This is a genomic window from Streptomyces sp. NPDC058697 (assembly GCF_042715345.1).
In the GTDB taxonomy this organism is placed as follows: Bacteria; Actinomycetota; Actinomycetes; order Streptomycetales; family Streptomycetaceae; genus Streptomyces; species Streptomyces liliifuscus.
The window spans coordinates 116,412-137,872 of sequence record NZ_JBHXSU010000013.1 but is presented as its reverse complement, the minus strand read 5'-3'; the positions used below and the strand labels follow the sequence as shown (position 1 = coordinate 137,872).

Below are 21,461 nucleotides of genomic sequence, written 5' to 3'. Positions count from 1 at the left end.
CTCTTACCTCTTGTCCTTCGTCATCTGGCGCATCAGCACTTCCTGCGTGGCCTCGGCCCGCGGGACCTCACCGGTCAGCCGTCCGGCGGCCATCGTGTAGATGCGGTCGCACATTCCGAGCAGTTCGGGCAGCTCGGAGGAGATGAAGACGACCGCCTTGCCCTCGGCGGCCAGTTTGTCGATGACCGTGTAGATCTCGAACTTGGCGCCCACGTCGATCCCGCGGGTCGGCTCGTCCAGGATCAGCACGTCCGGACCCGCGAAGATCCACTTGCTGAGGACGACCTTCTGCTGGTTGCCGCCCGACAGCTTGCCCACCGGTTCGAAGACCGTCGGCGCCTTGATGTTCATCGACTTGCGGAAACGCTCGGCGACCTGCCGCTCCTCGTGCTCGTTCACGACACCGCGCCTGGCGACCTTCCCCAGGGCACTGAGGGAGATGTTGCGGTTGATCGTGTCGATGAGGTTGAGGCCGTAGTGCTTGCGGTCCTCCGTCACGTACGCGATGCCGTGCTTGACCGCCTCGGGCACGGTCTTCGTACGGATCTCGGTGCCGTCCTTGAGGACGGTGCCGCTCGCGTACCGGCCGTAGGTGCGCCCGAACACGCTCATCGCGAGCTCGGTGCGCCCGGCGCCCATGAGCCCCGCGATGCCGACTATCTCGCCGCGGCGCACCTGGATCGACACGTCGTCGACGACCTTGCGCTGCTGGTCGATCGGGTGGTGCACGGTCCAGTTGCGGATCTCCAGGGCCGGAGCCGCGCCCACCTCGGCCTCGTGCGGGGTGCGCTCCGGGAAGCGGTGGTCGAGGTCGCGCCCGACCATGCCGCTGATGATCCGGTCCTCGGTGGTCTCCGCGGCCTTCACGTCGAGGGTCTCGATGGACCGCCCGTCGCGCAGGATCGTCACCGAGTCGGCGACCGCCGAGATCTCGTTGAGCTTGTGCGAGATGATGATCGAGGTGATGCCCTGGTCCTTCAGACCCCGGATGAGCTCCAGCAGTTTGCCGCTGTCCTCGTCGTTCAGAGCCGCCGTCGGCTCGTCGAGGATCAGCAGCTTGACCTTCTTCGACAGCGCCTTCGCGATCTCGACGAGCTGCTGCTTGCCCACGCCGATGTCGGCGACCCGGGTGTCGGGGTGATCGCTCAGCCCGACCCGCCGCAGCAGTTCGGTGGCGTGCTTCAGCGTCTCGCTCCAGCTGATGAGACCGCGCGTGGCGTGCTCGTTGCCGAGGAAGATGTTCTCCGCGATGGAGAGGTACGGCACCAGCGCGAGCTCCTGGTGGATGATCACAATGCCGTGCTGCTCGCTCGCCCGGATGTCCTTGAACTGGCAGGACTCGCCCTCGAAGAGGATGTCCCCGTCGTAGGTTCCGTGCGGATGGACGCCGGAGAGGACCTTCATGAGGGTCGACTTTCCGGCGCCGTTCTCCCCGCAGATGGCGTGGACCTCGCCCGGCCGGACGCTCAGTGAGACGTCCGACAGCGCCTTGACGCCGGGAAAGGTCTTGACGATCGAGCGCATTTCCAGGACGGGTCCCGCCATGGTCGTGCCTTCCAATCCTTAGAAAACGGCGGTTACTTGAGGTCGCTTTCCTTGATGTAGCCGGAGTCGACGACAACTTCCTTGTAGTTGGACTTGTCGACGTTCACCGGCTCCAGCAGGTACGCGGGAACGACCTTCGAGCCGTTGTCGTACGTCTTGGTGTCGTTCGTCTCGGGCTTCTTGTCGCCCAGGACGGCGTCGACCATCTTCGAGGCGACCTCGGCGAGCTGGCGGGTGTCCTTGTAGACGGTCTGCGTCTGCTCACCGGCGATGATCGACTTCACCGAGGCGACCTCGGCGTCCTGTCCGGTGACGACCGGCAGCGGCTTGCTCTTGGAGCCGTAGTCGTCCGACTTCAGCGCCGACAGGATGCCGATGGAGATGCCGTCGTACGGCGAGAGCACCGCGTCGACCTTGTCCTTGCGGTACGCCGCGGTCAGGAGCTCCTCCATGCGCTTCTGGGCGGTGCCGCCGTCCCAGCGCAGTGTGGTGACCTGGTTCAGCTTCGTCTGGCCCGACTTGACCACCAGCTGCTTCTTGTCGATGTACGGCTGCAGGACCTTCATCGCGCCGTTGAAGAAGTACTGGGTGTTGTTGTCGTCGTTGGAGCCCGCGAAGAGCTCGACGTTGAACGGGCCCTTCTTGGAGCCGTCCTTCAGACCGAGCTTCTCGACGATGTAGCCGCCCTGCAGCGCGCCGACCTTCTCGTTGTCGAACGACGCGTAGTAGTCGACGTTCGGCGAGTTGAGGATCAGGCGGTCGTAGGAGATCACCGGGATGTCGGCGTCCTTGGCCTGCTGGAGAACGTTGTCGAGCGACTTGTTGTCGATCGCGGCGATGATCAGCGCGGAGACGCCCTGGGTGATCATGTTCTCGATCTGCGACACCTGGGTGTCGGGGTCGTCCTCACCGAAGGCCAGCTTGGTCTTGTAGCCGGCGGCCTTGAGGTTCTTCTCCACGTTGGCGCCGTCGGCGATCCACCGCTCGGAGGACTTCGTCGGCATCGCGATGCCGACGGTGGAGCCCTTGGCGTCTCCCTTGGCGTCCTCACTGCCGCCGTCGCTGTCCTGCCCGCAGGCGGAGAGGGTGAGGGCCAGGGAGGCGGCCGCGGCTATGGCGGAAAGCGCTGCTTTGCGATTGCGCATGATCATCTTCCTTGATGTTTCTGACGGGGCTCGGTCTGGAGCTACGAGGAGCCGGAGTGAGGAACGGACCGACAGCAAGTGTGTGGGATTGTGTTCGGCCGCGTCGTCTTTTGTGAAGGGGGTGTGCTCGGAACGTTATGAGGGAATGTCAAACCGTTGGAGTGCGCCCGGAAGCCGGGAGCCGAGCGGCGCCATGTCGCCGTCCGCTCCGTGCCGCGCGAGCAGGTCCAGGGCAAGCCGGCCACGCCGTACCCTCTCCCGGGCCGTGGACAGCGTCACGTCCCGCATGTGGTGGCCGTACGGGTAGATCCCGGGAGCCTTGGACAGGCCGAACTTCAGGTACAGCGGGGCGCCGCGGCGGATCAGCTCGGCGACCTCGTACATGCGCACGTACCCGCCGAGATCGTCGGGGGCCTCGATGTACATGTCCATGGGGGCTGCGCTGACCCTGCGGATCTCCGTCAGGTGGTCGAGCGTGAGATCGCTCGGCACGTTGATGGAGTCGCCGCCGAGTTGCTCGTACACGGCGTACGCGGCCGGGTTGACCGGGCCTATCAGCGCCGAGACCTTCAGCGTCGTGTCCGCCGGGATGATCCCGGCGACCCGGGCCCGGTGCAGGGTCCAGAGCACGCCTTCGTCAGCCACGAGGAGGCACTTTACGCCCAACTCCGTTGCACGGATGGCGTCTTCGAGACAACCTGCGACCGCATCGTGACCACGGGCGCGCAGCCCGCCGCCACGCGAGTCGGTACGGGTCGAGCCGCCGATGTCCCACGTGCCGCGCGGGCCCGTGAAGAGGCAGAGCTCGATGTCGCGCTCTTCGGTCGCCTCGACCATCTCGGTGATCTCGGCGTCGGTCAGCATCCAGACACCGCTGCCCTGGCTGATCCGGTGGATCGGCACATCGAGCCGCGAGGACTCCTTGAGGACCACGGCGAGCGCCTCCGGCCCCTCGCACGAGGGGACCTCGGTGCGCCAGCGGCCGCCCTCCGGGAAGGCGTGCGGTGAGGCGTCGGCGGGGGAGAGGGCGGGCGCGCCCAGGCCGAGCGCGGCGAGCGCCTGCTCACCGGGTCGACGGGCCGCCTTGGGAGAAGCGTCGGTCACGAGCTGTCCTTAGCTGGAACTGGCTTTGGCGGAATTTGTGTGCGATGTGCCGGACGTGGTTCGTGGCGGTGGACGTACGCCGGTACGGAGCGTCAGGTCTCCGTACCGGCGTACGGATCGGGGGCGGCCGGTACCGCGGGGCCCGGGGTCTGTCACGGGAAGCCCGGGACAGACCTCAGGGCCGCAGCAGCACCTTGCCGACCTTCGGGTCGCCGGACCCCACCAGCTCGATGGCGTGAGCGAACTCGTCCAGCGGCAGCTCGTGCGTGACCAGCGGAAGCGGATCGAGGAGACCGGCACCGAACACCCGCACCGTGTGCGCCCAGGCCTCCGGCGGCGCCCCGAACACGGTGTGCACCTCCAGCTGCCGTACGACGAGATCGGTGGGGTCGAGGCCCTCGGCACCCGGAGCCGGGATCCCGGTGAGGACGAGCCGTCCGCCGCGCCTCAGCAGCGAGGCGGCGGTGGTCGCGGCGGTCGCCGACCCGGCGGTCTCGATCACCACGTCGAAGTCGTCGGGCAACTCCTGGTCCCGGGTACGGAATCCGGTCGCGCCGAACGTCTTCGAGAGCTCCTCGCGGTCCGGGCGGGTGCCGACCACGAGCAGCTCCGAGGGCGAACCCGCCTTCAGGAACTGCACGGCGAACATGCCGAGCGTCCCGGTGCCGACGACGGCCACCCGCTCGCCGGGCCGCGCGTTCGCCTTGAGCGCCGCCGCCGCGATGCAGGCCGCGGGCTCCAGCAGCGCCGCCGCCGTGAGATCGGCGTCGTCGGGCAGGACATGGAGCAGCCGGGCGGGCAGCGTGAGCGTGCGGGCCATGGCGCCGGGCTGGGTGAAGCCCGTCTCCTCGTAGCCGGCCGTGCACAACGTTGTCTCGCCCTCGTGGCAGCGGTCGCAGACCTGGCAGTTGCGGAAGCCCTCACCGACCACCTTGCGGCCCACCAGGCCCTCCGGGACCCCGGGCCCGACCGCCTCGACCGTGCCGGACCACTCGTGCCCCGGCGTCAGCGGATAACGGACGTACCCCTCGGGCCTGTTGCCCTGGTACACCTCGCGGTCACTGCCGCAGATACCGCTCGCGTGGACCCGTACGAGCGCCTCGCCCGCGCCGGGCGCCACGGGCTCGTGGGCGGCCAGCCGGTGCTCGCCGGGGCCGTCGATGACGACGGCCTGCGCGGCGCTCATGACTGCTCCGGGGCGGTGAGACGGGCCGAGTCCACGGCGGTGCCGCGTGCCGGGGCTTCGAAGGGGTGGCCGGCACCCCTTTGATCCGCCGCGGCGGTGCTCGACCACGGCGGCGCGTCGCGGCGGTGCCGAACCGTCCGCGGCCCGCCGCCCACCCCGGTGCCGGGCGCCGTCACTTGCCACCGCCCTGCGAGGACGGCTTGCGCTGCTCCCAGCCGTCCGCCCACAGGTCGAAGCGGGCCTGCTGCTGCGGGAACTCGGCCGCCGCGTCCGTGTCCAGCTCGACGCCGAGACCCGGCTCGTGCGACAGCTCGAAGTAGCCGTCGACGACCTGCGGGGCACCCTTCACGACCTTCTTGATCTCCGCGTCCGCGAAGTCGTTGAAGTGCTCCAGGATCTTGAAGTTCGGGGAGGTGAAGCCGACTTGGAGCGAGGCGGCGGTGAGGACCGGACCGCCCACGTTGTGCGGCGCCACTAGTACGTAGTGGGCCTCGGCGGTCGCCGCCAGCTTCCGGGTCTCCCAGATGCCGCCGATATGACCGACATCCGGCTGGATGATGTCCACGGCCTGGCTCTCGAAGAGCTCGCGGAACTCGATGCGGTCGTGGATGCGCTCGCCGGTCGCGACCGGGATGTCGACCTTCGCCGCCACCTTCTCCAGCGCCTTCAGGTTCTCCGGCGGGACCGGCTCCTCCAGCCAGGCGGGCTTGAAGGGTGCGAGCTCGCGCGCGAGGCGGATCGCGGTGGCCGGCGAGAAGCGGCCGTGCATCTCCAGCATCAGCTCGGTCTCGGGGCCGATCGCGTCCCGGACCGCCTCGATCAGCGAGACCGCGTACAGCGACTGCTCGTGGTCGAGCTCGAAGTGACCCGTCCCGAAGGGGTCGATCTTCAGCGCCTTGTACCCGCGCGCGACGACCTCCTGGGCGGCCTTGTGGTACGCCTCCGGAGTGCGCTCCGTGGTGTACCAGCCGTTCGCGTACGCCTTCACCCGGTCGGTGACCTTGCCGCCCAGCAGCTGCCACACCGGTACGCCCAGGGCCTTGCCCTTGATGTCCCAGCACGCCATCTCGATCACGGCGATGCCGGACATGACGATCTCTCCGGCCCGCCCGTAGTCGCCGTACTTCATGCGACGCACGAGGTCCTCGACAGCGAAGGGGTCGGAACCGAGAATGTGGTTGGTCTCCGCCTCCCGCAGATAGCCGAGAAGCGCGTCGGTGTGCCCCAGCATGCGGGTCTCACCGACTCCGGTGATGCCCTCGTCGGTGTGCACCTGGACATAGGTCAGGTTGCGCCACGGCGTCCCGACCACGTGTGTGCTGATTCCGGTGATGCGCACGGAAATTGCCCCTTGTGGCTCTACGGCTCTGTTCGAAATTTCGTCACACGTTCGAAATGCTGGCCAGACAGTAAGGATTCGGCGGCGGCAGTGTCAATGGGTCGAACGCACAACGGTTTCGACGTGATGACACTGGAAGGCGGCGAATGGTCCGGCCTGTCCTCAACTCGCCCAACCGGAACGGGCAGTTCAGCACAGAACTTTCACAGCTGTGACTGTGAACGTGACCTGCGCGGAGTTTAGTCTTCCGGCGTCATGGACTACTGCCACCCGTGCCAAAGGCACCTCAATGGCGCCCTCGCTTGCCCGGGGTGCGGTACATCGGCCGAAGCGTGCCGGGAGTACGCGGCTTCCCTGGAGGACCGCGAGGACGCCGTCGACGAGTTCGACGACGACCCGGAGGGCGACGAGCCGGTCGGCGGTGGACGCCGGTCCCGGTCCCGGCGCCGGGGCAGCCGCGGGGTCCGGGCCAGTCGGCGCGACCGGCGTGCCGCGCTGCACCGGCGGCGGCGCAGGCGGGTGCTGCTCGTCGGCGCGGGGCTGTTGCTCGCGGCGGGCGGGCTCAGTCTGGCCGAGCTGGGTATAGAGGCCCCCTCCTCCGAGCCGAGGGCGGCGGCCGCGGACGGCACGTCGTCCGGTTCCTCGGCCTCCGCGGACGGTTCGGCGTTGTCCGACGACGAGGGCGGTTCCTCCGGCGGGGCGGGCGCGGAGTCCCCGGACGCGTCGGCCTCCCCTTCGGCCTCGGAGTCGAAGAAGCCCAAGAAGGAAAAGGGTGAGGACGAGGACGAGGACGAGAAGGATTCGTCGCTCCCGTCCCGCTCGACCGACCCCGGCTCCTCGGTCCCGGCCCCGGACGAGACGACCCCGGGGGACACCACCCCCGAAAACCCCACCACCCCGGACCCGGCCCCCACGGCGGAGGACCCGTCCCCCGACCCCACCCCCACAGAAACATGCACACGCTTCCTATGGTGGTGCTCGTAGCCACCGGCTCCCCGCAGACGGGGTCCGAGGGTTGGTTCGTGGGGTGCGGGCGGGTGCGGGTTGCTCGCGCAGTCCCCCGCGCCCCTGAAAAACCGGTGCCTGACGTTGTTCGTTGCGTGACCGCCGGCCTCGGTTGCTCGCGCAGTTCCCCGCGCCCCTAAAGGGGCACCTGCGGCCGAACCGTGCCCTTTAGGGGCGCGGGGAACTGCGCGAGCAACCCCGGTCGGCCCGTCAAGTGACAAACGGGCTGGGCCACCGGTGTTTTTGGGGGCGCGGGGAACGGCGCGAGCAACTCAAGCTGACGGCAACGTGATGAAGCAGGCTCAGGCACCGGTATCTCAGGGGCGCGGGGAACTGCGCGACCAGCCCCCACCGGCCCGCCGACTACGAACCGCCCGCTCCACCCACCCCCGCGGAGCCGTCGAGCATCCGCAGAAGCAACCCCCGCAAAGCCACCCGCTCCTCCCGAGAAAGCCCCGCAAGCGGCTCCCGAGCGAACCGCAAGGAGTCGCGCAGACTCCGTGCGACACCAAGCCCCTCCTCCGTCACAGCCGCCAGCTTCACCCGCCGGTCCGCCGGATCGGGCCGCCGCTCGACCAGCCCCCGCACCTCCAGCCGATCCACGATCCCGGTCACATTGGACGGCTCGCACTTCAGCTTCTGGGCCAGCCGCCGCATGGGCAACGGCTCCAGCGAGAGCAGACTCAGCAGCCGAGCCTGCGCCCCGGTCAGCGCATGCTCCGCCGCCGCCTCCTCGTACTCCTCGTGGTAACGAGCCACCACCGTGCCGATCAGGTCGACCACCTCGAGTGTCAGAGGGTCGATCCGGGGAGTCTTCTGCGTGGACATGCGTTCCAGGCTACCCCCATTACTTGACATCATGAAATATTCAGGTGCATTGTTGTTTCAGGTACTGAAGTATTTGCGACGTCAGAGCCGCAGAGCCGCTGTCCCACGGAAAGGCGCCCCCCATGACCGACACCCCCGCTCTCCCCGCCACCGGCCGCGAATGGCACCTCGTCAGCCGCCCCGTCGGCTGGCCGAAGCCCGAGGACTTCGCCCTGGTCGAGACCGAGGTGAAGCAGCCCGGCCCGGGCCAGGTCCTGGTGCGCAACGAGTACCTGTCCGTGGACCCGTACATGCGCGGCCGCATGAGCGCCGCGAAGTCGTACACGGCTCCCTTCGAGCTCGGCAAGGTCATGCAGGGCGGAGCCGTCGGTGAGGTCATCGCCTCGAACGCCGAGGGCATCGCGGTCGGCGACCGCGTCCTGCACTTCTTCGGCTGGCGCGACCACGCCACGTTCGACGCCAAGAACGCCGTCAAGGTCGACTCCGAGGCCGCGCCCCTGAGCACGTACCTCGGCGTCCTCGGCATGACCGGCCTCACCGCGTACGCGGGCCTGCTGCGCACCGCCTCCTTCAAGGAGGGCGACTCGGTCTTCGTGTCCGGCGCGGCGGGAGCCGTGGGCAGCCAGGTCGGCCAGATCGCCAAGCTCAAGGGCGCCTCGCGCGTCATCGGCTCCGCCGGCTCCGACGAGAAGGTCAAGCTCCTGGTGGAGGAGTACGGCTTCGACGCCGCCTTCAACTACAAGAACGGCTCCGTGAGCGAGCAGCTGAGGGCGGCCGCCCCGGACGGCATCGACGTCTACTTCGACAACGTCGGCGGCGACCACCTGGAGGCCGCGATCGGCTCCCTCAACCTCCACGGCCGTATCGCGATCTGCGGGATGATCTCCGTCTACAACAACACGGAGCCCGCCCCCGGCCCGAAGAACCTCGCCCGTCTCATCGCGACCCGCGGCCGTATCGAGGGCCTCCTCGTCGGCGACCACTACGACCTGCAGCCGCAGTTCGTCCAGGAGGTCGGCCCCTGGGTCGCCTCCGGCGAGCTCAAGTACCGCGAGACGGTCGTCGAGGGCATCGAGAACAACCTGGAGGCGTTCCTCGGTGTCCTGCGCGGCGAGAACACGGGAAAGATGATCGTCAAGCTCTGAGGCCGATACCGATGGCGGTGACAGCTGCAGCAGTCTTCTGCTGAACTTCCGACATGCGGTAACTTCTTTCCGAAACTGTCGCGAATCGTGGGCGCGAGTCGTGGCGGACCAAGGAGGAAGCCACCGCATGTCCATCCAGCAGACCGACGTCCTCTACACCGCCGTCGCCACCGCCGAGAACGGTCGCGACGGCCGTGTCGCGACCGATGACGGCAGGCTCGACGTCGTCGTCAATCCGCCCAAGGAAATGGGCGGCAGCGGCGCCGGAACCAACCCGGAGCAGCTCTTCGCCGCCGGCTACAGCGCCTGCTTCCAGGGCGCCCTCGGCGTCGTGGCGCGCCAGGAGAAGGCCGACATCACCGGCTCGACCGTCACCGCGAAGGTAGCCATCGGCAAGAACGCCGACGGCTTCGGCCTCATGGTCGAGATCTCCGCCAGCATCCCGAACACAGACCCCACCACGGCCCGCTCCCTCCTGGAAAAGGCCCACCAGATATGCCCGTACTCAAAGGCCACCACGGGCAACATCACAGTCACACTGACCTGACCCACCGGCCCGTAAGGGGCGCGGGGAACGGCGCGAGCAACCGAAGCCGGCCCGTCACGTGACGTACGGGCCAAGCCACCGGTTTTTTGGGGGCGCGGGGAACTGCGCGAGCAACCGAGGCGGACGGTCACGCGACGCACGACCTCGGCCACCGGTCTTCTAGGGCCGCGGGGAACTGCGCGACCAGCCCCCACCACCCGCACCCTCAACACAACCCCCGGTTCACGAGGGGGCGTTCGCGCCTAACCAAGCGCGAGCGCCCCCTCATGAACCACCCGAACCAACCGCTGATTCTCCGGCGCGGCCCCACCAGGAAACGCAATCCGCCGCCGCGTATACCCATACGCAAGCCCACTCCGCGGATCCGCAAACCCCTGCGATCCCCCCGCCCCACTGTGCCCGAACGCCCCGGCCCCCAAAAACGGATGCCACATGTCAGCCGTGGCCTGAAACCCGAGACCGTACGACTTGTGGGCGCGGGCAACCAGGTCGTACCCCACCGAGTGGATCTGCCCCACCTCCGCAACCGCGTCGGGCTTCAACAGCGGCCCCCGCCCGTCGACCTGACTGATCGCCGCCGCGTACATCCCAGCGAGCCCCCGCGCGGAAGCGACCCCGCCCGCCGAAGCGGAGCCCAGGGCGCGCACGGAACGGGAGTTGGGAAAGTCCACCAGCGGCACGGCCCCCGGCACATGCTCGTTGAACGCGATCGACGACAACGTGTGCGGCCCCTTGGGCGTGGCGTCAAGCAGCGCCTGCTCCGGCGGAGTGGGCGCCATCGGCAGGACCGGGCGATACCGGTGCTCCTCCGACTCGGGCAGCCCCAGATGGAACCCGAGCCCGTACGGCGCCCGGATCCGCTCCTCGTACAGCTCCTGGAGCGTACGGCCCGTAGCCCGCCGTACGACCTCGCCCGTGAGCGCGCCGATCACCAGCGCGTGATAGCCGAACGCCGAGCCCGGCCGCCAGAACGGCCGCTGGGTGGCGAGGCGTTCGGCCACCACCCGGTCGTCGGCCAGCTCCTCGACCGTGAAGCCCGCGTCCGCCCCGACCACGCCCGCCCGGTGCGCGAGCAGCTCCCGCAGGGTCACCGTTCCCTTGCCCTCGGCGGCGAACTCCGGCCAGTAGTGGGCTACTTCGCGGTCGAGCTCCAGCGTGCCGTCCTGCACGAGCAGGGCGACCACGAGATGGGCCGCCCCCTTCGTGGAGGAGAAGACACCGAACAGCGTGTCGCCGTCGGTGTCCTCGCCGGTCCAGAGATCGACGACCCGCCGCCCCCGTACGTACGCGCTCAACTGGCCCGCGTAGTCCGGGCGTTCGGCGGCGACGACGGACGCGAACTCCTCGCGCACCGCCTCGAAGCCTTCGGCCACGGTGCCGTGGATCTCCTGTGTCATCCGTACTCTCCTCGTGTCACGGTTGTCTGGGAACGTCCCTCAGGACACTGTCAGCAAAGCACGCGCGACCTGTGGGAACTGCCCCTTCGGATGATCACGGAACAGAGGTTCCGTGCCGAACAGGACGGCATGCGGACCGCTGACCACCGAGGCCTTGCCCGCGGCCTGCGCCGGACCGCCGCTGCCGTCCTCCAGGGCGCGCCAGTGGCCGGACACGAGCGGGTTCCCGGCCGCGTACGACTGCTCCACACGGACCCCGGGGCCGAGATCCGTGAACCACAGCGGCGCGTAGACGAAGCTGTGGTCCGGGGCGCCGGAGGTCACTCCGCCGGCCGAATTGACTACGCGGACAACGCCGTTGGCGTCACCGTTGCCCGCGACGGGCTTCACCGGGAGCAGCCCGGCGGCGGTGTTGAGGGCCGCTCCGGTGGCTCCGCGGCCGACCAGGCCCTCGCGGTCAAGGAAGGCGTCCAGGGCGGTGCGTGCGGCCGTGTTGAGGCCCGCGTGGTTCAGACCGGCGGAGGCGAACAGTACGTCCGCCTTCGACCAGTCGAAGCCCGCGTTGAGGATCGCCGTCGAGACGGGGACGACGTCGAAGTTCATCTCGCGCAGCGCGAACAGTTCGCCCGGCGTGACAGCCGCGGCGACCCGGACCCGGTGCAGCGGGGCGGTGCCGGTCGCCTTCGTCGCGTCGAAGGCCACGTCGTACTTCTTCGCCAGGACCACCGCCTTCGCACGGGCCGAGGCGGGCACGATCGCACTGCCGTCGGCCGCCCGGCGCACCGGAACCCTGTCCGCGAGAAGGGAGTTGAGGGCCGCGATCTCACGGGCGTCGTCGAGCCGCAGCCGGAGCGTTCCGCGGGGCGCCACATAGCCGACGTTCGCCGCCTCGTGGACCGCGCGGTCCGGCACGGAGAGCTTCGACGAGGACGTCCGTACGGTGTCGACGGTCGCGCCCCACAGCCGGCCGAGACTCCAGCCCGAGATGTCGTACATCACGGACACCTTGTCGCTGATGTCCCGCCCGTCCGCCAGCATCACATTGGCCATACCGCGCTTGGGCTGGCGCAGATCGACGACGTACGAGCCCTTCGCGTACGTCCTCCCGCCGAGGCTGAAGTCCTTTGTCGCGCGGCGGACCTGGACGTCGTTGGCGAGCAGGTGGTCGACGAGCCGGGCCGCGGCGGTGGCCGAGCGCTGTGCCTTCGCGCCTGCCGGGATCACGTACGCGCGCGGGAAGTCGGTCGTGTAGACGTCCTCCGGGCCGATGCCCGGCACGCCCGGAACGGTCTCCGGTGAGACCGGCACCTGTGCGGCGCCCGTGACACTCCGCCGGAAGACCTCGATCTGGTCGGCGATGAGCGAAGTGCGGTGGGACTGCGTGTAGTCGAGGCTCGCGCGCATCGCCGCGCCGGCGATGGCCACGTTGATCGCCGATCGGCGGCGCAGCTCGGTGACGGGCAGGTCGTCGTACTCGTCGTTGTTCACCGCCATCGGGAACTCGACCGTGTGCGCGGCGACCGTGCCGTGGAAGGGCATGTACTGCGGGGTGAAGATCGGCGGCCAGTCGTCCCAGCCCTCCTCCTGGTCCCGGAACGGGATCTGGGCGGGCTCCACACCGTCCTTGGCGGGCGTGTAGCCGAGGCCGTTGACGGCGGCCTCCATGCCCAGGGCGTTGGCGTAGGTGTTCTTCAGGAAGAGGTCGTACTCGTAGTTCTCGCCGTGCGGGGGAGTGGTGGGCTCGATGAGCGTGCCGTTGACGTACCCGTGCAGGTCGACCATCACGGCCGGCTGCTTGTCGATCGCAATCTGCCGCATCGCGCGGACCTCGGGCTGCGAGGCGGTCACGAAGTCACGGTTCAGGTCGAAGCCGTTGGCGTTGGCGCGGGTGCCGGCGATACGGCCGTCCGGGTTCGCGGTGATGTTGAAGTACACGCGGTTGCGGGCGAGGAGATCGGTGGTGGACCGGTCCTGGGCCGTGGCGAGCTTCTCGATCAGCTTGAGGGCCGCGTCCGTGCCCTCCCATTCGTTGCCGTGGATGTTGTTGTTGAAGAAGACGGGCGTCTTGTAAGTGCGCTTGACCGACGGGTCCTTGGCGGCGGCCGAGGGCGCGTTCTCGATCAGTTCGCGCATACGTTCCTGGGCGCGGGCCTCGCGCGTGGACTCCGGCGCGGTGACGGTGACCAGGTAGAGCCGGTGGCCGCCCGCCGAGCGCCCCGCGACCTCCACGCTCACCCGGTCGCCGAGCCGCTGGAGGGAGTTCAGCTTCGGGGCGATGGCGTGGTACGGGGTGAGGCCGAGCTTGATGGACTTGTCGGCCGGGTTCTCCGGGTCCGGGGTGAGCACCTGCTCGCGGGGGTAGCCGCGGGTGCCTCCGGCGGTGCCGGTGCCGTCGGTGAGCTCGGTGACCGGGGTGGTGAGGGCGCGGTCTGTCGTGCTCTCCGGGGCTCTGGCGGCGGCCCGGTCGGAGAGATCGGAGAGACCTGAGCCCTCGCGGACCGGGGGAGCGGACCGGGGTGCGGGCCCGGGCGTGGGGTCGGCGACGGCACCGTTCGGGGTGAGCAGGAGCGCGGCCGCCGCGGTGGCGGTGGCCGTGGCGATCAGAGCGGGTCTCGGTAGACGCACGCGTACCTCCGCTGGGGTTGGTGTGGACATGCCTGACATCGGTACGCGGAGGTCTACCTGTTCGACTCACGTGCAACAAGAGGGCGTTGGCGTCACCGGGGCCACGGGTTGCCGCGGGTTCCCGCTGATGCCGGGTCCGAGTGCCGGTGGAGCGGGCATGCTGTGGGTGAGGCGAGGAGAGTCCATGGCAACGATTCCGTCGCTCCCCAGCAGGGATGACGTGGCACGTATCGCGCGCAACACGACCGACATCACCGGCCAACTGCTCGACACGGCGGGGAACATCACCCGTATCGCGATCAACACCTTCGATCCCAGGGACGGTTCCGGGGCGGAGGTGCTGCGGGTGCTGCGGCAGACGACCGCCGAGCTGGCCGAGGCCAGTGCCTCGCCGGAGGCCCAGGAGGCCTTCTACCGGATCGTCGACACGCTGACGCGACTGGGGACGAGCGGGGCGCCGCTCGCCGTTCATCCGGTCAGCGAGCCCGCGCAGGCGCTGCTCACGGCGCTCGGGGACAGCCTGCTGCCCGTCCTCGACGCGGTGGAGCCCGCGGTGGAGGAGGCGGCGGAGGCGCTGGGCGAACTGGTCGACGCCACCTCGCCGTTGCTGCCCGCGACGGCAGGGGGGGTCGCGGGTGTGCTCCTCGCGCTCGCGCCGCTGATCCGGGCCGCGGCGGACGTTCTGCGGGACTCGTCCCCCGAACTGCGGCGGATCGCCGACGCGTTGACCGCGGCGCTGGCTCCGCTGGTGCCCTTGCAGGTGGCGTTGGCCGAGCGGGCCGCGGCGGCGGGGGCCGGGGTTGTGCGGGTGGCTCTGCCCCCGCTGGCCGACCTCACGGAGGCGGCGGCCGCCGGCCTGAAGGCGGGCCGTCCCCTGCTGATCGCCGGGGAGGAGTTCGTGGTGTCCGGCCTCGAACGCCTTCAGCCGTTGCTGCTGGCATCCGCGTCGCGGGTGGGGAAGGTGGCTCGGGCGGGTGCGGTACGGGTGTCGGCGGCGGTGTCGCCCGCGGCGGAACGGGGGGTTGTGGTGGCGGTGACGCCCGTGTAGACGGGAATCCCGCCACCCTTTCAGTCATCGATCATGAATGGCGGGTGAGTGGATCCACCGGATCGCAATTACCCGAATTCGCCTGTACTCACCGGAATTCAGGCCCCGTACACCCGGCAGACCCCCGCGCCGCCGTTGTCCGCCACCCACCTGATGGTGCGCCTGGTTTGCGGACCGTACACGCCGTCGTCGGCTATCCCGTGGGCCTGCTGCGCGCTCCGCACCGCGGCTGCGGTGAGCCTGCCGTATTCACCGTCGACCGCCAGGCCCGCGCCGTAGCACACGTTCAGGGTGGCCTGGAGATTCCGCACCGCGGCACCTTGGTTGCCGATTCCCATGACGCATTCAAGGTTGCCGGAGCCGTTGCCCACGGAGGGCAGCGTGAAGATCAGGCTCCCCTTGACCTTGGTCGAGTTGCCGGTACAGGAAGCGGCCGCGGCCGCCGGGGTGGCGAGTGCGACAGAAGCGACGGGTGTGACCACCGCTGCCAGTGCGAGAGCCATGAGAGTGGCGCCTGGGCGCTTGATTTTGCGCATTCTCATTCCTTTTCCTGGTTGCTGTGCGTAGGTGCCGTGGTTCGGGTTCTAGAATCGTCTGCCGGTGTTGCAGAAACGTTGAACGGAATCTGCACGCGGAGAAGTTCACGCAGAGCTGTTCGCGGGGAACGAAAAGTAACGATCACCACGGGGGAGATCACGAATGTTCGCTTTATTAGGGCCTGTTCAGGCAACCGTCGGCGGCCGGACAGTGAATCTGGGTTCCACCAAACAGCGCATAGTTCTGGCGGTGCTGTTGGCCGAATGCGGGCGGCCGGTTTCCGTGGATTCTCTGGTCGACCGGGTGTGGGACACCGAACCGCCTGTCGAGGCACGCCGGTTGCTCTCCACGTATGTCAGCAGGATCAGGCGCGTACTGGACGAGACGCACCGTGCCGGCGGGGAACGGGTGGAACTGCGTCGTCAGAGCGGCGGCTACCAACTGTGCGCCGACCCCGGACTGGTCGACGTGCACCGCTTTCACCGGCTGGTTCGCGATGCGGAGGACACCGCCGTCCCGGACCGGCGTCGAGCCGAACTGCTGACCACGGCCCTGGAGTTGTGGCGCGACCGCGCCCTGTGCGACCTGCCCGGCGGCTGGGCGGCTCGCACGAGGGAGATCTGGCTGCGTCAACGCCTTGACATCGCCGTCACCTGGGCGCGGACCGAACTGCGCCTGAACAGGCCCGAGCGGATGCTGGACCCGTTGCGCCGCCTCCTCGCCGAACAACCGCTGGTCGAGCCGCTGTCGGTCCTGCTCATGCGGGCGCTGTCGGCGCTCGGCCGCGATTCCGAAGCGCTCGACCTCTATGCCACCACGAGGGCCGAGCTCGCGACGGAACTGGGCACGGATCCCGGCCCCGAACTGCGTGCCGTGCACGAATCGGTGCTGCGCGGCAGCACGGTCCGGCCGCAGGCGACCCAGCTGGCGGGAGTTCCCCGTCAGTTACCCGCTCCGCCATGGATACTCGCCGCCCGTGGCCGGGAACTGGCGCAACTGGACGCGACGCTGGCCGCGGATCCGGGCCGCGCCCTCGTGATCTCCGTCGTCGGTGGCGTACCAGGCATCGGCAAGACATGGCTCGCGCTGCACTGGGCCCACCGGAACGTCGACCGGTTCCCCGACGGCCAGCTGTTCGTGAACCTGCGCGGCTCCGACCCCACCGCGCACCCCACGCATCCGAGGACGGCGCTGCGGGGCTTCCTCGACGCACTGGACGTGCCGCCCCACATGATCCCGTCCGACGAGGAGGCCCAGGCCGCGCTGTACCGCAGCCTCACCGCCGGCCGGAAAATACTCGTCGTGCTGGACAACGCCCGCGACACCGAGCAGGTCCTCCCCCTGCTGCCCGGCTGCTCCACCTGCACCGTGCTGGTGACCAGCAGGAACCGGCTCGCGGGTCTCGCCGGCACCCACGGCGCCCGCCTGCTGACGCTGGACGTGCTCGGCGACACCGACGTACGGGACCTGCTGGGCCGCTACCTCGGCCACGACCGGATCGCGGCCGAACCCCACGCCGTGGCGGAGCTCGTCGAGGCGTGCGGTGGCCTTCCCCTGGCGGTCGGCGCTGTCGCCGCCAGGGCAGCCGCACAGCCTGGCTCCGCCCTGTGGATGCTGGCCGGCGAGCTGAGCGATGCCTCCGCACGGACGTCGCCCGGCGGACCCGTCATTCGGTCGGTCCCTGTCCTCAACCCGAAGCCCGCGACCCGCCACTTGGCCGGACCTCGATAGGGTTGCCCCATGCATGATCTTGGCGTCGGCCTTCGTTATCTGTTGCGAGGCCAGCGATGGGTGGCTCAGCACGGCAGGCAGTACGGCTGGGGCCTGATCCCCGGCCTCATCACCTTCGTCCTCTACCTGGCGGCCCTTGTCTCGCTCGCCCTCTGGGGCAGCGACTTCATCACCTGGGCCACCCCCTTCGCCGACGACTGGTCGAGCCCCTGGCTCGGTCTCTTCCGGGGATTGCTGACGGCGGTCCTCTTCGCCCTCGCCCTCCTCCTCTCCGTGGTCACGTTCACCGCCGTGACCCTCCTCCTGGGCCAGCCCTTCTACGAGAACCTCTCGGAGAAGGTGGACCGGGACGTCTCCCCGGACGGCACGGCACCCGAGTCGGGCCTGCCCCTGTGGCGCGAGCTGCTGATCTCGGCCGGGGACAGCCTCCGGGTCGTGGCCAGGGCCCTGGTCTGGGCCGTACTGCTCTTCGCGCTCGGGTTCATCCCGTTCGTCGGACAGACCGTCGTACCGGTGATCGGCTTCTTCGTCACCGGCTTCTTCCTCACCGAGGAACTGACGGCGGTCGCCCTGCAACGCCGAGGCGCCGTACTCCGCGACCGCCTCACCATGCTCCGCTCTCGCAAGACGCTGATCTGGGGCTTCGGCACCCCGCTGGCCCTCGCCTTCCTCGTCCCCTTCGTCGCCGTCTTCCTGATGCCCGGCGCGGTCGCGGGCGCCACCTTGATGGCCCGCGATCTGATGGGCGAGGAGACCCGCGAAGAAGGGGACGAGGGAGAGGAAGAGGAAGACGGTGAGCAGGGCGCCCGCTTCAGTCGGTGACGTCCGCCGCCACCTTCAGGATCGACCGGACCTGGGCGATGATGTCGAGCCGGTTCTGGATGAACTGGGGGTCGGTGACCGTCCCGCTCGCCGGATCCGTGTTGCCCGTCCCGAACTGCAGGACCGGCGTGTGGACATGACCGCCGGGGAGCGAGGCGGTGAGGCCCAGCCGGTCCCGAAGGAGCGTCGCACGGTACGCGATCTCGTTGGAGAGGTAGTCCCCGCCGCCGCCCGCGCGAGCGGTCGAGCCGGCGGTCGGCCCTTCGGGGCGTACGACGGGAGTGGTGCCGCCCGCCGGGATCTCGGTCACCGAGGTGTTGTCGTACACGGGGAAGCGGCCCGTGCTCGCGGCCACGATGTCCTTGTACGGCAAGGTCGTTGACGTCCACTGCGGCTGCGAGGCCGGATCCGTGACCGGGATCGTCTCGGTGCGGGAGAGGTTCTCGTTGTCCCCGAAGCCGCCCCGCCAGGCCCCGTTGGTGCGTTCGACGTCGAACCGGCCCACCCGGCCCTGGCTGACCGTCGTGAACAGGTCGACGCGGGGCAGATGCGGGCGCAGAGCGCGTTCCACCGTGCCGTCGGCGAAGTCCTGCCAGCGGACCGGGAAGACGGCGGTCTCGATGCGCGCCGGGCCGTCCGCCGTCTCGATCACCGTGCCGTCGAGCGCGAGAGCCGTGGCTCCGGACGGGTTGGAGATCCGGATGTCCCGGTCCAGCGTGAACGGGTCGAAGCCGGTCATCAGGATCCGCTTGATGCCCTTGGAGCGCGGGTAGCGGATGGTGTCCTGCCCACGAGAGGTGCGCTCAAGTGAGGTGAGAAGGCGGGTCCGTTGGGCCTCGGTGAGGCCGAACTGCGGCTCCCACTGGCGTACTTCACGGGTCAGGCCGAGCCGCGCCCAGTACAGCGGGCGGTCGTCGTCCCGGCTCAGGTCGCCGCCCGCCGGGCCCCGGCCCTGCGCGCGGTCCACCGCCCGCTGCCACAGCCGCGCACCCTGCCGTTCGACCACCCGCTGGGCCTGCGCGTACGAACGGGCCTTGCCCAGTGCTCGTACGAACTCCGGTGCCACCGTGGCGAATCCGGAGCGGGCCAGGATCTCCTGGGGCGCCGCCCTGTCGAGTCGCCGCTCCTCCACGGTGGGCGCGGCGGCGGTGTCCTCCGCCGCGTGGGCGGGCGGGGCCGCGAGGCCGGTCAGCAGGGCCAGGCCGAGGGCACCGAGCTGAACACGTATGTGCGTCAAGGTAGTTCAGGTCCTTCCGTCGCGAGTGGGGGCCGTCGTCGGATGGCGGCAGTATGCGTGACGGACGGGGCGCGCGCCATGCCGCGTGATCCGGGGGGTGTGCGAGTCAGGCGCGGGGCGAGGGGATCTTCGCCGCCGCCTCGCGCAGGGCGGCCAGGAACGCCGGCGTGGACGGCTCCGGGTCTCTGCCCCGGACCGTCGCCGCGTACACCGCCCGGGCCGGCGCCCCCTCGTCGCGGACCGGCAGGAGAGCGATGTCGGGGCGTACGGACTCGGCGGCCAGCGCCGGGATCAGGGTCACCCCGAGCCCGGCGGCCACGTACCCCTGCTTGGCCGTCCACTCGGCGACGACGTGTGCCACGCGCGGGCGGAAACCATGCCGCAGAGCCATGTCGAGGAGGGTGCCCTCGGGGCGGGAGCTGCCGGATATCCAGTCGGCGTCGGCGAGTTGGGACAGCCGGACGGACGGGAGGCCGGAGAGGGGATGGCCCGCCGGGACGGCCACGTACAGGGACTCGTCGAGGAGGTGGTGCAGTTCGTGGGCGTCCAGCGGGGCGCGGCCCGTCGTGGAGACGACCGCGAGGTCGAGGTCGCCCGCGGTGAGGGCGTCGAGGAGGGCCGGTGTCAGCCCCTCCTCGCGGGTGAGCCGGATCCCCGGGTGCCGGGCGCGGAAGGCGGCGATGGCGCGAGGCACCAGCGCCGCGTCGGCCGTCGCGAACGCGCCGACCCGCAGTCTCCCGCTCGATGCCTCGCGCAGTGACGCCAACTCCCGTGCCGTGTCGCGGAGTCGGTCGGTGACGGCCTCGGCGTGCGGGACGAGCGCCCGCCCCGCCCCCGTCAGTCGGACCCCTCGCGGCAGCCGGTCGAAGAGCGGGGCCCCGCCGAGCGCCGCCTCCAGCGAGGCGACCTGCCGCGACACCGCCGACTGCGTCCAGCCGAGCATCCGCCCGGCCACCGTGAACGACCCGTGCCGGGCCACCTCCAGGAAGACCCGCAGCCAGACGGTCGAGAGGTCCGGCACGTCGTCCGGGCCGCCGGTCCCCACCCCCACGGCCCCGCCGACCAGGGCGTCGGCATCACTTGCGGTATGCGGTGTCTGCATGGTGGCCATGCTAGACATTCGCTTGTCGCATCACCCGCCCACGCCTAGCGTCGGGAACACGTGCAAGAAGGACCACCGAAGGACCACCGAAGGAACACGTGAAGATGCAGACGACGCTCGACAACCCGCCCTCGGCACCGCAGCCCGCCAACGCCTACTACTCCCAGGTCGCCCGGGTCGAACTCGACGGCGGGGGAGCGATGTTGTACCTCTCCGGACAGATCGCCGACGGAGACACCCTGGCCGAACAGTCCCGCGGGGTCTTCGAGACCATCGACGCCCTGCTGAAGGCGCACGGAGCCACCCTCGCCGACGTCATCAACATCCGTACGTATCTGACGGACATCGGCAGGCTCCACGAATACGGCGCCGTACGACGGGAGTTCCTCACCGGGACCGCCCCCACCAGCATGACCTTCGAGGTGTCCCGCCTCTTCAAGCCGGAGGCGCTCGTCGAGGTGGAGATCGTCGCCGCCGTCAGCCCCCGCTGACCCCGGGGCCGGGAGCGGAGCCGAGGCCGGGGCCCTCGCCCAGCAGTGTGAGGAAATCCCGGAACGCCGCCGGCATGTCCACCGACTCCGGCGCGAGCAGCCACTGGTACTGCAGCCCGTCCATCACCGCGACGAGCAGGGGGGCGGCCCGCTCCGGCGTGAGCCCGCTCGGCAGCCGCTGCCCGTACTCGGCCCGCAGCACCTGTGCCATGTTCGCGCGCACCGCCTCGTACCGCTCGGTGAAGAACTCGCGGGCCGGGTGCCCCTCCGTGACGCTCTCGCCGAGCAGCGCCGAGAAGGTCTGCACGATCCCGGGCCGCATCGCGTTGTACTCGACCAACTGGTCCAGGAGGTCGAGCCGCAGCCTGGTGGCAGGCATCGCGTCCCACTGGTCGCGCTCCGCCATCACGGCGACGAGCAGCGCCTCCTTGGTGGGGAAGTGGTGCAGCAGCCCCTGCTGGGTGAGCCCGACCCGCTCGGCGACGGCGGCCAGACTCGCGCCCCGGTAACCGCGCTCGGCGATCACCTCCAGCGTCGCCCGGAGGATCTCCGCACGCCGCGCCACGCTCCTGGCCGACCGGGGGGCCCTGCTCGTCATGACGTCACCGTACGACATGGGCGCACTCC

The 21,461-nt window shown here is 69.8% G+C and carries 19 protein-coding genes; 7 read left to right on the top strand and 12 right to left on the bottom strand.

The window, feature by feature from the left end:
- Positions 1 to 3: 3 nt before the first annotated feature.
- The 5 genes from mmsA to ACFWXQ_RS28245 all read right to left on the bottom strand — a co-directional run bounded on the left by mmsA (position 4) and on the right by ACFWXQ_RS28245 (position 6,319).
- Positions 4 to 1,545 carry a multiple monosaccharide ABC transporter ATP-binding protein gene (mmsA, locus tag ACFWXQ_RS28265; protein WP_383953220.1) on the bottom strand — a complete coding sequence of 514 codons (1,542 nt, stop codon included), beginning with the start codon at positions 1,543 to 1,545 and terminating at the stop codon, positions 4 to 6.
- Between the two features lie 32 nt (positions 1,546 to 1,577).
- A complete protein-coding gene (gene chvE, locus ACFWXQ_RS28260; protein ID WP_383953218.1) occupies positions 1,578 to 2,690 on the bottom strand; it encodes a multiple monosaccharide ABC transporter substrate-binding protein in 1,113 nt (370 codons plus the stop codon).
- Positions 2,691 to 2,825: 135 nt separating this feature from the next.
- Positions 2,826 to 3,794, bottom strand: a complete 969-nt coding sequence (locus ACFWXQ_RS28255; protein ID WP_361063762.1) for a hypothetical protein — start codon at positions 3,792 to 3,794, stop codon at positions 2,826 to 2,828.
- A 175-nt stretch (positions 3,795 to 3,969) separates the two neighbouring features.
- A complete protein-coding gene (locus ACFWXQ_RS28250; RefSeq protein WP_383953215.1) occupies positions 3,970 to 4,980 on the bottom strand; it encodes a zinc-binding dehydrogenase in 1,011 nt (336 codons plus the stop codon).
- A 172-nt stretch (positions 4,981 to 5,152) separates the two neighbouring features.
- Positions 5,153 to 6,319, bottom strand: coding sequence for a mandelate racemase/muconate lactonizing enzyme family protein (locus tag ACFWXQ_RS28245; protein WP_383953213.1), 1,167 nt, complete (start codon positions 6,317 to 6,319; stop codon positions 5,153 to 5,155).
- 255 nt (positions 6,320 to 6,574) lie between these two features.
- Between ACFWXQ_RS28245 and ACFWXQ_RS28240 the strand changes: the two genes are divergently transcribed.
- Complete coding sequence (locus ACFWXQ_RS28240) at positions 6,575 to 7,303, top strand: hypothetical protein (RefSeq protein WP_383953211.1); 729 nt, start codon at positions 6,575 to 6,577, stop codon at positions 7,301 to 7,303.
- A 384-nt stretch (positions 7,304 to 7,687) separates the two neighbouring features.
- Here the strand turns inward: ACFWXQ_RS28240 and ACFWXQ_RS28235 are convergent, their stop codons facing one another.
- A complete protein-coding gene (locus ACFWXQ_RS28235) occupies positions 7,688 to 8,152 on the bottom strand; it encodes a MarR family winged helix-turn-helix transcriptional regulator (protein ID WP_383945422.1) in 465 nt (154 codons plus the stop codon).
- Between the two features lie 122 nt (positions 8,153 to 8,274).
- Between ACFWXQ_RS28235 and ACFWXQ_RS28230 the strand changes: the two genes are divergently transcribed.
- Both ACFWXQ_RS28230 and ACFWXQ_RS28225 read left to right on the top strand, forming a co-directional pair.
- Positions 8,275 to 9,297 (top strand): NADP-dependent oxidoreductase, encoded by a 1,023-nt coding sequence (locus tag ACFWXQ_RS28230; RefSeq protein WP_383945419.1) that lies wholly within the window; start codon positions 8,275 to 8,277, stop codon positions 9,295 to 9,297.
- Between the two features lie 127 nt (positions 9,298 to 9,424).
- Complete coding sequence (locus ACFWXQ_RS28225) at positions 9,425 to 9,844, top strand: organic hydroperoxide resistance protein (protein ID WP_383945417.1); 420 nt, start codon at positions 9,425 to 9,427, stop codon at positions 9,842 to 9,844.
- Between the two features lie 242 nt (positions 9,845 to 10,086).
- On the opposite strand, the gene ACFWXQ_RS28220 is transcribed toward ACFWXQ_RS28225, so the two are convergent.
- Positions 10,087 to 11,241 (bottom strand): serine hydrolase domain-containing protein, encoded by a 1,155-nt coding sequence (locus ACFWXQ_RS28220; RefSeq protein ID WP_383945414.1) that lies wholly within the window; start codon positions 11,239 to 11,241, stop codon positions 10,087 to 10,089.
- A gap of 39 nt (positions 11,242 to 11,280) precedes the next feature.
- Complete coding sequence (locus ACFWXQ_RS28215) at positions 11,281 to 13,866, bottom strand: M14 family zinc carboxypeptidase (protein ID WP_383945412.1); 2,586 nt, start codon at positions 13,864 to 13,866, stop codon at positions 11,281 to 11,283.
- A 184-nt stretch (positions 13,867 to 14,050) separates the two neighbouring features.
- On the opposite strand from ACFWXQ_RS28215, the gene ACFWXQ_RS28210 reads away from it, so the two are divergent.
- Positions 14,051 to 14,914, top strand: coding sequence for a hypothetical protein (locus tag ACFWXQ_RS28210; RefSeq protein ID WP_383945409.1), 864 nt, complete (start codon positions 14,051 to 14,053; stop codon positions 14,912 to 14,914).
- Positions 14,915 to 15,012: 98 nt separating this feature from the next.
- Here the strand turns inward: ACFWXQ_RS28210 and ACFWXQ_RS28205 are convergent, their stop codons facing one another.
- Positions 15,013 to 15,450 (bottom strand): peptidoglycan-binding protein, encoded by a 438-nt coding sequence (locus tag ACFWXQ_RS28205; protein WP_383945406.1) that lies wholly within the window; start codon positions 15,448 to 15,450, stop codon positions 15,013 to 15,015.
- A 163-nt stretch (positions 15,451 to 15,613) separates the two neighbouring features.
- On the opposite strand from ACFWXQ_RS28205, the gene ACFWXQ_RS28200 reads away from it, so the two are divergent.
- Positions 15,614 to 17,182 carry a BTAD domain-containing putative transcriptional regulator gene (locus tag ACFWXQ_RS28200; protein WP_383945403.1) on the top strand — a complete coding sequence of 523 codons (1,569 nt, stop codon included), beginning with the start codon at positions 15,614 to 15,616 and terminating at the stop codon, positions 17,180 to 17,182.
- 9 nt (positions 17,183 to 17,191) lie between these two features.
- Positions 17,192 to 18,004 (top strand): EI24 domain-containing protein, encoded by an 813-nt coding sequence (locus tag ACFWXQ_RS28195; RefSeq protein WP_383945400.1) that lies wholly within the window; start codon positions 17,192 to 17,194, stop codon positions 18,002 to 18,004.
- On the opposite strand, the gene ACFWXQ_RS28190 is transcribed toward ACFWXQ_RS28195, so the two are convergent.
- Positions 17,994 to 19,241, bottom strand: coding sequence for a pyroglutamyl peptidase (locus ACFWXQ_RS28190; RefSeq protein ID WP_383945397.1), 1,248 nt, complete (start codon positions 19,239 to 19,241; stop codon positions 17,994 to 17,996). The genes ACFWXQ_RS28195 and ACFWXQ_RS28190 overlap by 11 nt on opposite strands.
- A 106-nt stretch (positions 19,242 to 19,347) precedes the next feature.
- Positions 19,348 to 20,352, bottom strand: coding sequence for a LysR family transcriptional regulator (locus tag ACFWXQ_RS28185; RefSeq protein WP_383945395.1), 1,005 nt, complete (start codon positions 20,350 to 20,352; stop codon positions 19,348 to 19,350).
- Between the two features lie 95 nt (positions 20,353 to 20,447).
- Here ACFWXQ_RS28185 and ACFWXQ_RS28180 point away from each other — a divergent pair, with 95 nt between their 5' ends.
- Positions 20,448 to 20,834 carry a RidA family protein gene (locus ACFWXQ_RS28180; RefSeq protein WP_383945392.1) on the top strand — a complete coding sequence of 129 codons (387 nt, stop codon included), beginning with the start codon at positions 20,448 to 20,450 and terminating at the stop codon, positions 20,832 to 20,834.
- On the opposite strand, the gene ACFWXQ_RS28175 is transcribed toward ACFWXQ_RS28180, so the two are convergent.
- A complete protein-coding gene (locus ACFWXQ_RS28175; protein ID WP_383945389.1) occupies positions 20,821 to 21,450 on the bottom strand; it encodes a TetR/AcrR family transcriptional regulator in 630 nt (209 codons plus the stop codon). The genes ACFWXQ_RS28180 and ACFWXQ_RS28175 overlap by 14 nt on opposite strands.
- Positions 21,451 to 21,461: the final 11 nt, after the last annotated feature.